Annotated in this window: 17 protein-coding genes; 6 read left to right on the forward strand and 11 right to left on the reverse strand. The window is 63.1% G+C overall.

Translation table 11 applies throughout. The features are described from left to right. Positions 1-218: 218 nt before the first annotated feature. The 8 genes from ACOAPY_RS01385 to ACOAPY_RS01420 form a co-directional block, all read right to left on the reverse strand. Entirely contained in the window at positions 219-953 is a 735-nt protein-coding gene (locus ACOAPY_RS01385) for an amino acid ABC transporter ATP-binding protein (RefSeq protein ID WP_465154768.1), read from the reverse strand. Beyond that, a complete protein-coding gene (locus ACOAPY_RS01390; protein WP_181418831.1) occupies positions 950-1618 on the reverse strand; it encodes an amino acid ABC transporter permease in 669 nt (222 codons plus the stop codon). Before ACOAPY_RS01390 ends, ACOAPY_RS01385 begins: the two co-directional genes overlap by 4 nt. Then, positions 1615-2361, reverse strand: a complete 747-nt coding sequence (locus ACOAPY_RS01395) for an amino acid ABC transporter permease (RefSeq protein WP_061902729.1) — start codon at positions 2359-2361, stop codon at positions 1615-1617. Before ACOAPY_RS01395 ends, ACOAPY_RS01390 begins: the two co-directional genes overlap by 4 nt. Before the next feature lie 192 nt (positions 2362-2553). Beyond that, entirely contained in the window at positions 2554-3468 is a 915-nt protein-coding gene (locus ACOAPY_RS01400) for a glutamate/aspartate ABC transporter substrate-binding protein (protein WP_465154769.1), read from the reverse strand. Positions 3469-3703: 235 nt separating this feature from the next. Continuing rightward, positions 3704-4498 (reverse strand): hypothetical protein, encoded by a 795-nt coding sequence (locus ACOAPY_RS01405; protein ID WP_465154770.1) that lies wholly within the window; start codon positions 4496-4498, stop codon positions 3704-3706. 68 nt (positions 4499-4566) lie between these two features. Continuing rightward, positions 4567-5589, reverse strand: a complete 1023-nt coding sequence (gene adhP, locus ACOAPY_RS01410) for an alcohol dehydrogenase AdhP (protein ID WP_465154771.1) — start codon at positions 5587-5589, stop codon at positions 4567-4569. A gap of 120 nt (positions 5590-5709) precedes the next feature. Further along, entirely contained in the window at positions 5710-5889 is a 180-nt protein-coding gene (locus tag ACOAPY_RS01415) for a hypothetical protein (RefSeq protein WP_076423653.1), read from the reverse strand. Positions 5890-5998: 109 nt separating this feature from the next. Continuing rightward, positions 5999-6598, reverse strand: coding sequence for a TetR/AcrR family transcriptional regulator (locus ACOAPY_RS01420; RefSeq protein WP_169920876.1), 600 nt, complete (start codon positions 6596-6598; stop codon positions 5999-6001). A gap of 77 nt (positions 6599-6675) precedes the next feature. Here ACOAPY_RS01420 and ACOAPY_RS01425 point away from each other — a divergent pair, with 77 nt between their 5' ends. Together ACOAPY_RS01425 and ACOAPY_RS01430 are read left to right on the forward strand one after the other, a co-directional pair. Continuing rightward, the gene (locus ACOAPY_RS01425) at positions 6676-8403 is read left to right on the forward strand and encodes an N-acyl-D-amino-acid deacylase family protein (RefSeq protein WP_465154772.1); all 1728 of its coding nucleotides are present in this window, start codon (positions 6676-6678) and stop codon (positions 8401-8403) included. Next, a complete protein-coding gene (locus tag ACOAPY_RS01430) occupies positions 8404-9300 on the forward strand; it encodes an alpha/beta fold hydrolase (RefSeq protein WP_465154773.1) in 897 nt (298 codons plus the stop codon). A gap of 282 nt (positions 9301-9582) precedes the next feature. Here ACOAPY_RS01430 and ACOAPY_RS01435 read toward each other — a convergent pair whose 3' ends face one another. The 3 genes from ACOAPY_RS01435 to ACOAPY_RS01445 all read right to left on the reverse strand — a co-directional run bounded on the left by ACOAPY_RS01435 (position 9583) and on the right by ACOAPY_RS01445 (position 11751). Next, positions 9583-9960, reverse strand: a complete 378-nt coding sequence (locus ACOAPY_RS01435) for a hypothetical protein (RefSeq protein WP_465154774.1) — start codon at positions 9958-9960, stop codon at positions 9583-9585. A gap of 209 nt (positions 9961-10169) precedes the next feature. After that, complete coding sequence (locus ACOAPY_RS01440; RefSeq protein WP_465154775.1) at positions 10170-11111, reverse strand: restriction endonuclease; 942 nt, start codon at positions 11109-11111, stop codon at positions 10170-10172. Between the two features lie 106 nt (positions 11112-11217). Continuing rightward, entirely contained in the window at positions 11218-11751 is a 534-nt protein-coding gene (locus ACOAPY_RS01445; RefSeq protein ID WP_465154776.1) for a hypothetical protein, read from the reverse strand. Positions 11752-12426: 675 nt separating this feature from the next. On the opposite strand from ACOAPY_RS01445, the gene purE reads away from it, so the two are divergent. The 4 genes from purE to ACOAPY_RS01465 all read left to right on the forward strand — a co-directional run bounded on the left by purE (position 12427) and on the right by ACOAPY_RS01465 (position 14919). Beyond that, a complete protein-coding gene (purE, locus tag ACOAPY_RS01450) occupies positions 12427-12915 on the forward strand; it encodes a 5-(carboxyamino)imidazole ribonucleotide mutase (RefSeq protein WP_465154777.1) in 489 nt (162 codons plus the stop codon). A gap of 14 nt (positions 12916-12929) precedes the next feature. Beyond that, a complete protein-coding gene (locus ACOAPY_RS01455; protein WP_203789399.1) occupies positions 12930-14012 on the forward strand; it encodes a 5-(carboxyamino)imidazole ribonucleotide synthase in 1083 nt (360 codons plus the stop codon). A gap of 83 nt (positions 14013-14095) precedes the next feature. Then, positions 14096-14341: a GlsB/YeaQ/YmgE family stress response membrane protein gene (locus tag ACOAPY_RS01460; protein WP_021702132.1), complete on the forward strand. Its 246-nt coding sequence runs from the start codon at positions 14096-14098 to the stop codon at positions 14339-14341. A 44-nt stretch (positions 14342-14385) separates the two neighbouring features. Then, positions 14386-14919 carry a DUF3299 domain-containing protein gene (locus ACOAPY_RS01465; protein WP_169920869.1) on the forward strand — a complete coding sequence of 178 codons (534 nt, stop codon included), beginning with the start codon at positions 14386-14388 and terminating at the stop codon, positions 14917-14919. Positions 14920-14985 lie beyond the last annotated feature (66 nt).

The raw sequence follows: 14985 nt of genomic DNA on the forward strand, positions 1-14985 counted from the left end.
GGCTCGGCCTGCGGCCAGCTGGCGCTGCCCAAATCGGTTTTCCTGCCGATTTGTCCAGGGGGAGGGGAGTCGGATCGGTTGAGCGCAGCGCGGCACGAGGCAAATGCTCCCTCTCCCGTTTACGGGGGCACGCCCAGTGGAGAGGGTTGGGGAGAGGGCTACGGGGCCTTCCCTCTCCCCCAGCCCCTCTCCCACAAGTGGGAGAGGGGAGGTTTCGCTTAGTGCTGGAGGATCTTGTTGAGGAACTGCTGGGCCCGCTCGGAACGGGCGTTGATGTCACCGAAGAACTCATCCTTGGCGCAGTCCTCGACGATCTGCCCGCGGTCCATGAAGATCACCCGGTCGGCGACCTTGCGCGCGAAGCCCATCTCGTGGGTCACGCACATCATGGTCATGCCCTCGTTGGCCAGCTGCACCATCACGTCGAGTACCTCGTTGACCATCTCCGGGTCGAGTGCCGAGGTCGGTTCGTCGAACAGCATCACCACCGGGTCCATGGCCAGCGCGCGGGCGATGGCCACGCGCTGCTGCTGGCCGCCGGAGAGCTGGCCCGGATGCTTGTGCGCATGTGCCAGCAGGCCGACGCGGTCGAGCAGCTTGAGACCCTTCTCGGTGGCCTCGGCCTTGCTGCGGCCGAGCACCTTGACCTGGGCGATGGTCAGGTTCTCGGTGATCGACAGGTGCGGGAACAGCTCGAAGTGCTGGAACACCATGCCGACACGCGAGCGCAGCTGCGGCAGGTTGGTCTGCTTGGCGGCGATGGAGGTGCCGTCGACCACGATGTCGCCCTTCTGGAACGGCTCCAGGGCGTTGACGCACTTGATCAGGGTCGACTTGCCGGAGCCGGACGGCCCGCAGACCACCACCACCTCACCCTTCTTCACCTCGGTGCTGCAGTCGGTCAGCACCTGGAAGTCCCCGTACCACTTGTTGACGTTCTGGATGGAAATCATACGGCTAACCTTTTCTGCAGGAGCTTGACCAGCTGTGAGGCGGCGAAGCTGAGGGTGAAGTACATGAGGCCGGCGAAGATCAGGAACTCGTGCGGCTGGCCGAGGATGTCGCCGCGCGAGCGGGCGGCGTTGAGGAAGTCCATCAGGCCCACGGTGTAGACCAGCGAGGTGTCCTGGAACAGGATGATGCTCTGCTGCAGCAGCAGCGGCGTCATCTTGCGGAAGGCCTGCGGCAGGATGATCAGGCGCATGCTCTGCGCATAGGTCATGCCCAGCGCGGAGGCGGCGCCCATCTGGCCCTTGGGGATGGCCTGGATGCCGGCGCGGACGATCTCGCAGAAGTAGGCCGCCTCGAACATCACGAAGGCCACCAGGCACGAGGTGAAGGCGCCCACCGGGGTGTCCTCGCCGGTGATCCAGCGCAGGATGAAGGGCACCGCGAAGTAGAACCAGGTGATCACCAGCAGCAGCGGGATGGAGCGGAAGTAGTTGACGTAGGTGGCGGCGGCATTGGCCAGCAGGCGGTTGTGCGACAGCCGTGCGATGGCCAGCAGGGTGCCCAGCACCACGCCGCCGAGCACACCCAGCACCATCAGCTGCAGGGTCATCAGCATGCCGTTCCACAGGCCCGGCAGGGCCGGGACGATAGCGCTGAAATCCATCATTTGCCTCCCACGGCGATCAGGCCGGGCACCGCGACCTTCTTCTCGATCAGGCGCATCAGCAGCATCAGGCTCATGTTCAGGGTGAAGTAGATCAGCGTGGCCAGGGTGAAGGCCTCGAACAGGTTGGCGCTGAATTCGGCGGTCTGCTTGGTCTGCGCCAGCAGCTCCATGAGGCCGATCAGCGAGGCCACCGAGGAGTTCTTGAAGATGTTGAGGAACTCGCTGGTCAGCGGCGGGATGATGATGCGAAAGGCCTGCGGCAGCAGGACGTTGGCGTAGATCTGCGGCAGGCTGAAGCCCAGCGCGTAGCCGGCGGCCAGCTGGCCCTTGGGCAGCGCCTGGATGCCGGTGCGCACCTGCTCGCAGACGCGCGCGGCGGTGAACAGGCCGAGGCACACGACCACGCTGATGAAGGCCGAGGTGGCCGGGTTGAGGTCCTGCTTGAACCACATTTCCAGCGGTTCGGGCAGCAGGTCCGGTACCAGGAAGTACCAGAGGAACAGCTGCACCAGCAGCGGCACGTTGCGGAACAGCTCCACGTAGCAGGTGGCGAAGCCGCTGATCCAGCGGTTCGGCACGGTGCGCATCACGCCGAGCAGCGAGCCCAGCAGCAGGGCGATCAGCCAGCCGGCCAGGGCGATGGCGATGGTCCAGCCCAGGCCGGTGACGAACCAGTCCAGGTAGATCTCGTTGCCGATGCCGGTGGACTTGAAGAACACGCCCCAGTCCCAGTTGTAATTCATCTTGGCTACCCACGATCAGGGCGGACAGGAGCCGGGGCCGACACGGTCCCCCGCCGCGGTTGGCGACGGTGCTCCTGTCCTAATTTGCAGAGGTGAGGCGGCGCCGCTCTCGTGAAGTGGCGCCGTACCAACAGGCGGCTTCCTGCTCCCTCTCCCCTGAGGGGAGAGGGGAGCCAGTCCCCGCAGCCTTGCTTAGAGTTGCTCGGCGGCCTTGTCGGTCGGGTTGGCGACCAGCTGCTTCAGCTCGTCGCTCATCGGGAAGTTCAGGTTGAGGCCCTTCGGCGGGACCGGGTTGAGGAACCACTTGTCGTAGATGGCGTTGACTTCGCCGGACTTGAAGGTGGCGATCAGCGCCTCGTCGACCACTGCCTTGAACGCCGGGTCACCCTTGCGCACCATGCAGCCGTAGATCTCGTAGGACTGCGGGGTGCCGACCACGTGCCAGTCGGCCGGCTTCTTGGCCTTGGCCATTTCGCCGGCGAGCAGGGCGTCGTCCATCATGAAGGCCACGGCGCGGCCGGATTCCAGCATCAGGAAGGACTCGCCGTGGTCCTTGGCCGAGATGATGTTCATGCCCATCTGCTTCTCGGCGTTCATTGCCTTGAGCAGGCGCTCGGAGGTGGTGCCGGCGGTGGTCACCACGTTCTTGCCCTTGAGGTCGGGGAAGTCGGCGATGCCGGAAGTGGTCTTGGTCAGCAGGCGGGTGCCCACCTCGAAGATGCCGACGGAGAAGTCGACTTGCTGCTGGCGCTCGACGTTGTTGGTGGTGGAGCCGCACTCCAGGTCCACGGTGCCGTTCTGTACCAGCGGGATGCGGGTCTGCGAGGTCACCAGGTTGTAGCGTACCTTGAGGTCGGGCATGCCCAGCTTCTGCTTGATCGCCTCGACCGCCTTCAGCTGCAGGTCATGCGAGTAGCCTTCCGGCTGCTGCGGGTCGCTGCCGAAGTAGGAGAAGGGGATGGAGGAGTCGCGATGGCCGAGGACGATGGTGCCGCTGTCCTTGATCTTCTTCAGGGTGCCGGTCAGTTCCTCGGCCAGGGCCGGGGCGCTGCACAGGCTGGCGGCCAGGGCGAAGCCGATGGCGCGGGAGAGAGTGCTCTTGGTCATGCTGATTCTCGCTGTTGTTGTTGTCATTGGGCGGATGGGTGCGGACCATCCCTGCGAGGACCTAGAGCAGGTACTGTGCCAGGCGCTGGATTCCTGTTTAAGTTATTGAAATTAAAGAATTAATTATTGGATGGCGAGGGCTTTCCCCGCGCCGCGCGTTCGGTGGGGCGAACGGCGGCGCGGCGGGCGTTCGGAATTCCGAATGGAAGTGCCCCGTCGATGGCGGGGCGGGGGATCAGCGGTTGCGCAGGAAGGCGTTGATGAACTCGCCCTGGTTGGGCGCGTCCTGCTCGGTGCTGAAGAAGATCCTGCCATCCCTCTCGCGCAGCTTCATGGCCGTGTCGAAGCGGCATTCCACCCCCTTGAGGCTGGCGACCTGCGCCTTGAAGTCGGCATCGCTCTCACACAGGCTGGCCAGCTGGTTGACCACCTCGCCGCAATAGCCGGCGATGCTCAGGGCCTTCATTTTCTCGTCGTCGATGGCGTTCCACTCCACCTGGGTCTGCAGCGGTACGTCGCAGGCTTCGCTGGCTTCCTCATCGAGTTCCTTGAGCAGGCGTTTGTTGGTCTGCAGGTGCTTGGCGCGGTCGAAGCGGGCCAGCTTCTCCTGCAGGCCCTGGCTCTGCTGCTGTCCATACAGGGCCAGCAGTTCAGCCGGCTTGGCCTTCTTGCTCAGCGCCTCGTCGAAGGTCAGCGGGAAGCCGGAGGTCTCCGGCAGGTACAGCTGGTAGCTCTCGCCGTCCCAGCCCTGGCGCTTGAGCAGCATGTTGTAGCGGCCACCGTCGAGGGTGGTGCTGTAGTCGCGCTCCTGGTTGCCGCGTTCCTCGACCTCGGTGAGGAACACCACCGAGTCCAGCGGGTGGTTGAGGCCCTTGACCTGCAACAGCGCCTGCCGGCCGTCGGCGCTGGGCGCGAGCGTCACCATCACGCCCATGCCGGTATCGAACACCTGGGGGTACTTCGCCAGTTCGAGGGCCTGGGCCTGGGTGGCCAGCAGCAGGGCAACGGCAAAAAGAGTGGGCTTGCGCATGACAACATCCTTGTCCAATGAAAGAGCCGCCAGCATAGCCAGTGCCCGCGGCCCGGTCTGTGCGCCGGCTAGAACTCCAGCACCATGCGCCCCTCGATGCGCCCGGCGCGCAGGTCGCCGAAGATGCCGTTGATCTGCTCCAGTCGGCCGCGCTGGATAGTGGCCTGGACCTGGCCCTCGGCGGCGAAGTCCAGCGCCTCCTGCAGGTCGGCGCGGGTGCCGACGATGGAGCCGGTGATATGGATGGCCTTGAGCACCACGTCGAAGATCGGCGTCGGGAAGTCGCCCGGCGGCAGTCCCACCAGCGCCACCGTGCCGCGCCGGCGCACCATGCCGATGGCCTGGCCGAAGGCGCGGGTGGACACCGCGGTAACCAGCACGCCATGGGCGCCGCCGATTTCCTCCTGCAGCACCGCAGCCGGGTCCTGGTCGCGCGCGTTCACCGTCAGGCTGGCGCCCAGGCGCCGCGCCAGGCGCAGCTTGGCATCGTCCACGTCGATCGCCGCCACGTGCAGGCCCATGGCGCGCGCATACTGGATGGCCACATGGCCCAGGCCGCCGATGCCGGAGATGGCCACCCATTGCCCGGGGCGGGCGCGGGTTTCCTTGAGGCCCTTGTACACCGTGACGCCGGCGCAGAGGATCGGCGCGATCTCGGCGAAGCCGACGCTTGGCGGCAGGATGCCGACATAGTTGGGGTCGGCCAGCACGTATTCGGCGTAGCCGCCGTTGATCGAGTAGCCGGTGTTCTGCTGGCTCTCGCAGAGGGTTTCCCAGCCGGTCAGGCAGTGCTCGCAGCAGCCGCAGGCGCTGTACAGCCAGGGCACGCCGACCCGGTCGCCTTCCTTGACCCGCGTTACCCCGGCGCCGACCGCGGCCACATGGCCGACGCCCTCGTGGCCCGGGATGAACGGCAGCGTCGGCTTCACCGGCCAGTCGCCGTCCGCCGCGTGCAGGTCGGTGTGGCAGACGCCGCTGGCGGCGATCTTCACCAGGATCTGCCCGGGGCCGGGCAGCGGCACGCGCACCTCTTCCAGGCGCAGGGGTTCGCCGAAGGCATGTACCACGGCGGCTTTCATCGTTCTGTCCATGACGGGCTCCTCGGGCGCGACGGGACAACCAGTCTGGCCCCGCTGCGCCGGGACGCATTGAGCTGGGACAAGAAAACCGCAGGAGCAGGGTGCGCGTATCAACCGCCGGGCGGCGGAGCGCTATTCGCCGAAGTGCGCCGCGCTGACCAGCGGGCAGACGATCAGCTGGTAGCAGAACTGGCTGCCTACCTGTGCCTCGATGCGTTCGTCGTGCACGGCAAGCGCGGGTTGTGGCGGGAGGTGGCCGGCGCAGCCGCCGAGGGTGGCGAGCAGGCAGGCGAAGGCGAGGGCGCGGCGCATCTTGAAATCCTTTTCAATCTGCCGGAATGGCGAAGGCGCGGATTCTACCCCAGCGCGGTACGCCGGGTTGTGCGCCGGCCGTCGGTTCGCGGCGGCGCACGCCCGTGCGCTAGTCGCCGGGCAGGCCCAGCGGCAGGTCCAGCCAGCGCGCGAGCTGGCGGAACTGCGCGCGGCACTGGCGGATGATGGCTTCGGCCTGCTCCGGCTGCTCCCCGGCCAGCAGCAGTTGCAGGCGATGGGCAAAGGCCAGCGCCACGCACAGGTCTGCCCATTGCTCGGCCTGTGCCTCTGGCGTGCCTGCGGCCGCGCGCAGCAGCAGGCCCTTGATCTGGTCGCGCTCGTGGCGGAACACCTGTGCTTCGAGCCGCTGCCCGAGCGCCGCGTCATGCAGCGCCTCGGCGCAGACCAGGCGCATGCTGCGGTTGTCCTGTGGGTCCCGCCACAGGGCAAACAGGCCTTCGAGCACCGCCTCGATCAGCTGCTCGGCCGGCAGGTCGGCCGGCAGGCCCTCGATCAGCCTGGCCATGCGCCCCGGCCCGCTGCGTTCGAGCAGCGCCAGCATGATCTCGCCCTTGCTGGCGAAGTGGTTGTAGAGCGATGGCGCGCGCATCTGCACCCGCGCCGCCAGCTCGCGCATGCTGGTGCGGCTGAAGCCCTGCTCGGCAAAGGTCTGCAGCGCGGCGTCGAGGATACGGTCACGGGTGCTCATGGGGTCATCCTTGCCAAACTAACGCTTGTTAGTCTATTACTTGCCCGGGCATTCTCCAACACCAGCGGGGCAGCGCCATGGATGTTGATCTGATCATTCGCCAGGGCCGGGTTTTCGACGGTACGCCGGGGCCTTCGCGCGAGGCCGACGTGCTGATCGAGGGCGGCCGCGTACTGAAGATAGAGGCCAACAGTCCCGCCCGCGGTCGCCAGGAAATCGCCGCCAGCGGCCACTGGGTGATGCCCGGCGCGATCGACATCCACACCCACTACGACGCCGAGGTGGAAGTGGCGCCGGGGCTGCTGGAATCCCTGCAGCACGGGGTGACCAGCCTGATCTTCGGCAACTGCTCACTGTCGCTGGCCCTGGGCAATGCCGAGGACATGATCGACCTGTTCGCGCGGGTGGAAAACCTCCCGCGCGCGACGCTGGCCAAGTGGCTGGACGGCAAGGTCGACTGGCACACGCCGGGGCAGTACTACGAGCACCTGGAGCGCCTCGCGCTGGGGCCGAACATCGCCACCCTGATGGGCCACTCCAACCTGCGCCTGGCGGTGCTCGGCAAGACGCGCAGCCTGAAGCCGACACGTCTGGACTGGGGCGAAAAGAATGCCCTGCGCAGTCTGGCCCACGAAGCGATGGAGGCCGGCTACCTCGGGCTGAGCATCGACATGCTGCAATGGCACCGCTGGAAAGGCTTCAAGTACAACGGCGCCTCGGCGCCCTCGCACTACGCGCGGATGAGCGAGTTCCGCCTGCTCGCCGACGTGCTGCGCCAGCACGACCGCGTACTGCAGGCCACCCCCGATGCCGGGCGCCGCTACCTGGTGCCGCTGCTCGCGCTGCTCAGCCACGGCCTGGGGCGCAACCCGCTGCGCATGAGCATGCTGACCAGCCTGGACTTCACCAACAACCGCAAGCTGGGGCCGATGACCCGGCGCCTGGCCAGCGTGATCAACGACGGCCTGCACGGCAACCTGCGCTTCCAGTCGCTCTCGGTGCCGTTCGAACTGTGGAGCGATGGCTGCAACACGCCGGTGTTCGAGGAAATGCAGGCCAGCGCCTGCCTGATGAACGCCGACAGCCCAGCCCAGCGCCAACTGCTCTACCGCGACAGCGACTGGCGCCGGCAGCTACGCCGCGAATGGCTCAGCCGCTTCGGCGCCAGCTTCCACAAGGACCTGGCGCGCATGCAGATTGTCGGCTGCCCGGATGCCGCACTGGTCGGCCAGAGCTTTGCCGATGTCGCCCTGCGCCGTGGCCAGGCCGCCGTCGATACCTTCATCGACCTGATCAGCGAATACGACGAACACATTCGCTGGCACTCGGTAATCGCCAATGACCGCCCGGCCGAGATGCGCCGCTATCTGCAGCATCCCTACATCCAGCTCGGTTTCTCCGATGCCGGCGCGCACAACCGCAACCTGGCCTTCCAGAACTCGCACCTGTGGTTCCTGCGAGACTGCCTGCTGCACAGCGACGCGCTGCCCATCGAGAAAGCCGTCTGGCGCATCACCGGCGAGCTGGCCGACTGGTTCGGGCTGGACGCCGGCTACCTGCAGGAAGGCCGGGTGGCCGACGTGCTGGTGCTCGACCCGCACGCGCTGAACACCGACCTGAGCGGCCCCCAGGAAACCACCGACCCGCGTTTCGACGGTGCCATGCGCATGGTCACCCGCTCCGGCCGGGCCGTGCAGCAGGTGATCGTCGGCGGCCAGCGGGTCCTCGACCAGGGCCGGCCACACCCGGAATTCGAGCAGCGCCGCTTCGGTCGCCTGCTCCGCAGCACGCACAAGGGGCGTTGAATGATCGACTCATTGCAGCAGTGGAAAAATCGCGGGCGCCTGCTCGACTGGCAGGGCCACCAGGTATTCGTGGTCGACAGCGCGGACCAGGACCCGGCCGCCGCCGGCAAGCCGGTCCTGCTGCTGGTGCACGGCTACCCCACCTCGACCTGGGACTTCAGCCATCAGTGGGCATCGCTCAGCGCGCGCTTCCGGGTGCTCGGTGCCGACCTGCTCGGCCTGGGCTTCAGCAGCAAACCCAGGCCGCACCGCTACTGCATGGCCGAGCAGGCCAACTTGATGGAGTTCGTGCTGCAGCAGGCCGGTGTCGAGCACTGCCACGTGCTGGCCCACGACTACGGCGACACCGTCACCCAGGAGCTGCTGGCGCGCGACCTCGAACGCGAGCAGTCGCGCTACCGCTCGGTCGTGCTGCTCAACGGCGGGCTGTTCCCGGAGACCCACTTCGCCCGGCCCATGCAGAAACTCATGGCCGGCCCGCTCGGCCCATTGCTCGCCCACCTGACCAGCCGCAGGAAACTACTGGCTACCTTCAGCTCGGTGTTCGGCGCCCATACCCAGCCGGACGAGGCAACGCTGGCGGCGGTCTGGCAACTGGTCAACTACCACAACGGCCTGCACGTGCTGCCGCCATTGCTCGGCTACATCGCCGAGCGCCGGCAGTTTCGCGATCGCTGGGTGCGCGCCCTGCGCGAGGCACGCATGCCGCTGGCTCTGGTCAACGGCAGCGCCGACCCGGTATCGGGCGCACACATGGTGGCGCGCTTCCGCGAGGTGGTCGGCCGCCAGCACTTCATCCGCGAACTGCCGGGCATCGGCCACTACCCCCAGCTGGAAGCCCCGCAAGCCGTGCTCGAAGCCTGCGAAGAGTTCTGGAAGGGTATTGGCGCGGGTTGAGCAGCGCTATTGCTGGTCAGCTGGTCTTGAGGTTGTGGTGAGACGCGAGACTGTCGGAAAAGGCGAGCCCTGCCGCGGAACAAGGCCGATAACAATCATGATCCTCGGGATCGTTTGAACGCTTGGCCCCCGCTGCGCGAACTAGAGAGTGGCCCGGGCACCCGCCCAAGCAAGGCCGGATATGCGATTGCAACCGCGCTGACGACAGGATCGAAAAAAGCTTTCCTCACTGCTTGTGGGGGGAGTCAATATGCGAATTGTTAGGCATAGCGCCCATTATATTTAGATATTTTTCTCACTGCCGCCTTCAAGCTTGCAACCAGGTTCCCACTCCATCCAATTATAGTTTTCATTTCTCTTTCTTGGGTGTTCTGTGTCGGTGGGTTCAACGATTGAGAGCTCATTATTGATTGTTTTTAGTAGGCGGACCTTGCATAAGTCTTCATCGCTTCTGTACTCAAAGCTATATACTGCACTTGGCTGCGGGTTAAATGTAATTATCATTTGGCAATATTTGCCCGGCTCTACGTGGATAAGTCCCCAGGATATATCACCAGTTGCTGGGATTTTTATCGTTGCTGGCTCTTGTTTTATGCTGTCATACATAAAGCCGCGGCGCTGGCGACAGTCCCTTGAGTCAAGCCAAATATATTGAACCATATTTAGCGGGCCACTTCTTTTGAGGTCGACATACGCAACGGGGCCACTACTTGGTTCAACGTATGGTGTTCCGCACCCCCAAAGCATTAGGGCCGCAGATGCCAGAATTGAGTGCTTTCTGATTTTCAATTTTTATTTGCCTAACGTTTGAATTCAGCGGACGGCAAAAGCGTAGCTTTTGACGGTCCGCTGGAATGAAGTGTTAGATTTCAATACCCAAGCCCTCCAAGGTAAGCTGGTATTGAGGTTAGATCCTGAATTCTCTCTTGCTCTTCTTGTGTGGCGTCACGTGCAACGAACGGATACACACTCAAAATGAATTCTTTAAGGTGCTCGAATGCCTCTGGGGAGTATGTGTCACCAGAATTCAGTTCGTTAAGTGGCGTCATCATCCAGCGAGCAAATACAAGGGGTATTGCTACATCTGGAATATCTTCCCACCCATCAATATAGCCTTTTCCTCGCATTGGACGAGAAAGCATCTGATCGCAATTTCCTTTGCAACACCAATAAACTTCGTCGTAGTGGGTTTTTCCAGAAGTCTGGTCAAGTTTATGCCATAGAACAATTATTCCACTTGGTTTGGGTTCTAATAGATTTTTCCCGCAATGTTTACAGTGGAGCGCAGGGTGCGTTGCAAATATTTTTGCTGGTTTTGGGTTTTCTCCCAACCAAGTAGCTGTTGATTTTGGGAAATATCGTTTTGCTAGATGCAGACCATCTGGACTCTTCAATAAATAAGACTCGATTTTTTCTCTATCGAAAATCTGAGTTTCAACTTTGGTAGAGAGGCCTTTTAGTGCGTCCGACAAGCCAGAGCTGGCAAGAGTTGAATAAAATCCGATGAATCCATTGCAACCATTAGCATCAATTCGGTCGCGTATATTTGAATCATCCTGGGTTGATACCGAAGCTCCTGAGTGGGCTTTGTGTTTGCAACTGACGAGCCATCGTACTGATGTCTCTCCGCCAACTCCACTGCGTCGTTCGATTACAAGAATGTCTTTGCCACCATCAGCTCCTCTACTAGGGTCTTCCTCAATTTCATACCCTAGATACGATAGAAAATCGCGCGCAAAGAGCTCAAACGTATCTTGGAGTCCACCTCCAAGATGAGCCTCTGGAATTTCTTTAAAGTCGATTGCTGACATAAATGCTCTTGTGAAATCTAACGATTAAGCTAACGGGCGGCCAAAAGCGCAGATTTTGGACGTCCAGCGAACGAAGTGAGCGACAGTTGAGCGCGTTGTTGGGCGGCTACTCGGATGTTTCATGAATTTCTTGCTCTGTGAGTTTTGAGCGCTTCTCCATGAGAATTTCTGAAAATCGCCGCATTTTGAAATTGATCAATTGAATGTTTTCGTTCTCAGTAGCCATGAAGTTTTCCCACTCTGTGATTTCTTCCGGGAGGAACTGGCTAGGGGTCAGTGGTTGTGGTGACCCGCCGCTCATTAATAAAGCCAAGTTGTCGTAAACTTTCTTACCTACAGCTGTGTTCATCAGCCTCTGTTGAACTCTTAATTCTTGCTCGGTAAGCATCTCTGCTAATGTCTCGTAAGCTAGTTCTTTTGCGTGCTTAAATTGCTTGTCATTCATTTTAAGGGGGGCGGCATTTGGTGCTCGTGCTGCGCGATATTCGTCGAACTGCCTTGAGACATCCGCTGCGCTGATTTCCTCAAATACCGGCGACCAGACCTCTTTTGCAAGCGCAACTTTATCTTTAGATGCGCTACTTTGGGCCAGAATAGGCTGACTTATTAGGGTAATAATTAAAAGAATAATTCGGATCATGGTATTCCTTAGGGCGAAGTAGCCCAACGTTTGGCTAAGGGGCGGCCGCGAGCGTAGCTTGCGGACGTCCAAGTGAGCGCAGCGAACGACTTGAGGCAATTGTTAGGCTCGGTGCTGAGCCGGAAACTGCCGCCGTAAACCCCGCATTTGCTTTACCGCAACGGCCCTGCAAGCGGCGCGATGGTTGCAGCCATGAACTTAATCGACTGCTTCTTTGCTGCACATTTTTGAAGATGGCCTGCGCGCTTTCCATGCGTTTACTTTCCTGATTGCTCTTGCTGCCTAACTAGTGTTTATACGACATGCCTAGGGGTAGGCATGATGTCCGATACTGGGTGTTTGTGGTCATTACTAGGCATTGCCATGTCTATATATAGGCATGGCGTCCGGCACGAGTCAGCCGAGGCGTAACGAGGGGGCATGCGGTCTTCCTTTTCCGGCGGGGTGATTGGCAGTCTGCGTCAGCCTCCGGGTCGCCCTCAAGCCCCCTGCGGGGGCGCCGGGTGACTGGCGGCGGACAAACGGTCACGCCATAGGCGCGACTGCCGTGGCTTTTCGGTATACTGCCCCGCCTCCGGGCCACCTTGGTCCGAACCCTCACATGACAAGCCACGCCGAATGCGTGGCTTGTTGGTTTTTGTCGCGCCGACAGGCGCCCGAGCTAGAGGCAAAACGATGAGCGCACTGGTTGGCGTGATCATGGGCTCCAAGTCCGATTGGAGCACCCTCAGTCACACCGCAGAGATGCTGGAGAAGCTGGGCATTCCCCACGAGGTGCAGGTGGTGTCCGCTCACCGCACCCCGGACCTGCTGTTCCAGTACGCCGAACAGGCTGAGGGCCGTGGCATCCAGGTGATCATTGCCGGTGCCGGTGGCGCTGCCCACCTGCCGGGCATGTGTGCCGCCAAGACGCACCTGCCGGTGCTCGGTGTGCCGGTGCAGTCGGCCGTGCTCTCCGGCGTCGACTCGCTGCTGTCTATTGTGCAGATGCCGGCCGGTATACCGGTTGCCACCCTGGCTATCGGCAAGGCCGGTGCGATCAATGCCGCCCTGCTGGCCGCCAGCATCCTTGGCCACCAGCACCCGCAGTTCCACGAGCGTCTGAAGCAGTTCCGCGACGAGCAGACCCAGACCGTGCTGGACAACCCGGACCCGCGTTCCTGATCGAGGCCCTATAGATGAAGATCGGCGTAATCGGTGGCGGCCAGCTGGGCCGCATGATGGCCCTGGCGGGCACCCCGCTGGGCATGCAGTTCGCGTTTCTCGACCCGGCGCCGGATGCCTGCGCCCAGGCGCTCGGCGAGCATATCCGCGCCGACTACGGCGACCAGGACCACCTGCGTCAGCTGGCCGACGAAGTCGATCTGGTGACCTTCGAGTTCGAGAGCGTGCCGGCCGAGACCGTGGCCTTCCTCTCGCAGTTCGTGCCGGTGTACCCGAGCGCCGAGGCGCTGCGCATTGCCCGTGATCGCTGGTTCGAGAAGTCGATGTTCAAGGACCTCGGTATCCCGACCCCCGATTTCGCCGACATCCAGTCGCAGGCCGACCTCGATGCTGCCGTGGCCGCCATCGGCCTGCCGGCCGTGCTGAAGACCCGCACCCTGGGTTACGACGGCAAGGGCCAGAAGGTGCTGCGCCAGGCGCAGGACGTGGTCGGTGCCTTTGCCGAACTGGGCAGCGTGCCGTGCATCCTCGAAGGCTTCGTGCCGTTCACCGGCGAAGTGTCGCTGGTGGCCGTGCGTGCCCGCGACGGCGAGACGCGCTTCTACCCGCTGGTGCACAACCGCCACGACAGCGGCGTGCTGGCCCTGTCCATCGCCAGTACTGACCACCCGCTGCAGGCGCTGGCCGAGGACTATGTCGGCCGCGTGCTGACCAAGCTGGACTACGTCGGCGTGCTGGCCTTCGAGTTCTTCGAGGTCGACGGCGGCCTCAAGGCCAACGAGATCGCCCCGCGCGTGCACAACTCCGGGCACTGGACCATCGAAGGCGCTGAGTGCAGCCAGTTCGAGAACCACCTGCGCGCCGTCGCCGGCCTGCCGCTGGGCTCGACCGCCAAGGTGGGCGAGAGCGCCATGCTCAACTTCCTCGGCAGCGTGCCGGACGTGGCCAAGGTAACGGCCATTGCCGATTGCCACCTGCACCACTACGGCAAGGCCTTCAAGGCCGGGCGCAAGGTCGGCCACGCCACCCTGCGCTGCGCCGACATGGCCAGCCTGAAAGCGCGTATCGCCGAGGTCGAGGCGCTGATCCAGGGTTGAACCCCGGTGCCGTGCTTCGGTCACAACAAGGCGCGCCCCCGGGTGCGCCTTGTTCGTTTCCGCCCTCGCAAAAGGAGCCTGGCATGAGCATCATCGGCACTCTCTTCATCGGTCTGATCGTCGGCCTGGTCGCGCGCTTCATCAAACCGGGCAATGACGGCATGGGCTGGATCATGACCATCGTGCTCGGCATCTGCGGCTCGATCGCCGCCACCTACGGCGGCCAGGCCCTGGGTATCTACCAGGCCGGGCAGGCGGCCGGCTTCATCGGCGCGGTGGTCGGCGCAGTGGTACTGTTGCTGCTGTACGGTGCCCTGAAGAAGGGCTGAAACCCACGGCGGCGCTTCGCGCGCGGCCCTGTCATGGAGTCATCATGCGTCGTCTGTTCCTCTTCGCGCTGCTGCTGTGCAGTACGCTGGTTCACGCCGAACCCACCGAGCTGGACTGGCTGGAGTTGATGCCGAAGGAGGACCAGCTGGCCCTGGAGGCGATGCCGGAGATCAGCCATGATAGCCCGGAGGCGGCTGGCTCGTTCGGCCAGCAGGGTGGGCTCAAGCAGGAGCTGGGGTTGCCGGCGGTGATGTACTCGACGAAGACGGTGGCGCGCCTGGATGGCAAGCGCATCCGTCTCGGCGGCTACCCGGTGCCGCTGGAAAGTGACGCCGAGGGTCGTACCACGCTGCTGTTCCTGGTGCCTTACCCGGGCGCCTGCATCCACGTGCCGCCGCCCCCGCCGAACCAGATCGTGCTGGTGCGCTACCCCAAGGGCATTGCCCTGAACGATATCTACGAGCCGCTGTGGGTCGACGGCACGCTGCACATCGAGACGGTCAACAACGACCTCGCCGATGCTGCCTATGCCCTGGATGCCCGTTCGGTGCGGCTGGTGGAGGAGGGCGACCTCTGATCCCTTTTTGCCCTAGAAGCAGGGCGGGTGAGGGCGCTCAGGCGTATTGCGCAGTAGGGCGGGTGT

It is taken from the genome of Pseudomonas stagnisoli (assembly GCF_048595745.1).
Classification (GTDB): domain Bacteria; phylum Pseudomonadota; class Gammaproteobacteria; order Pseudomonadales; family Pseudomonadaceae; genus Aquipseudomonas; species Aquipseudomonas alcaligenes_A.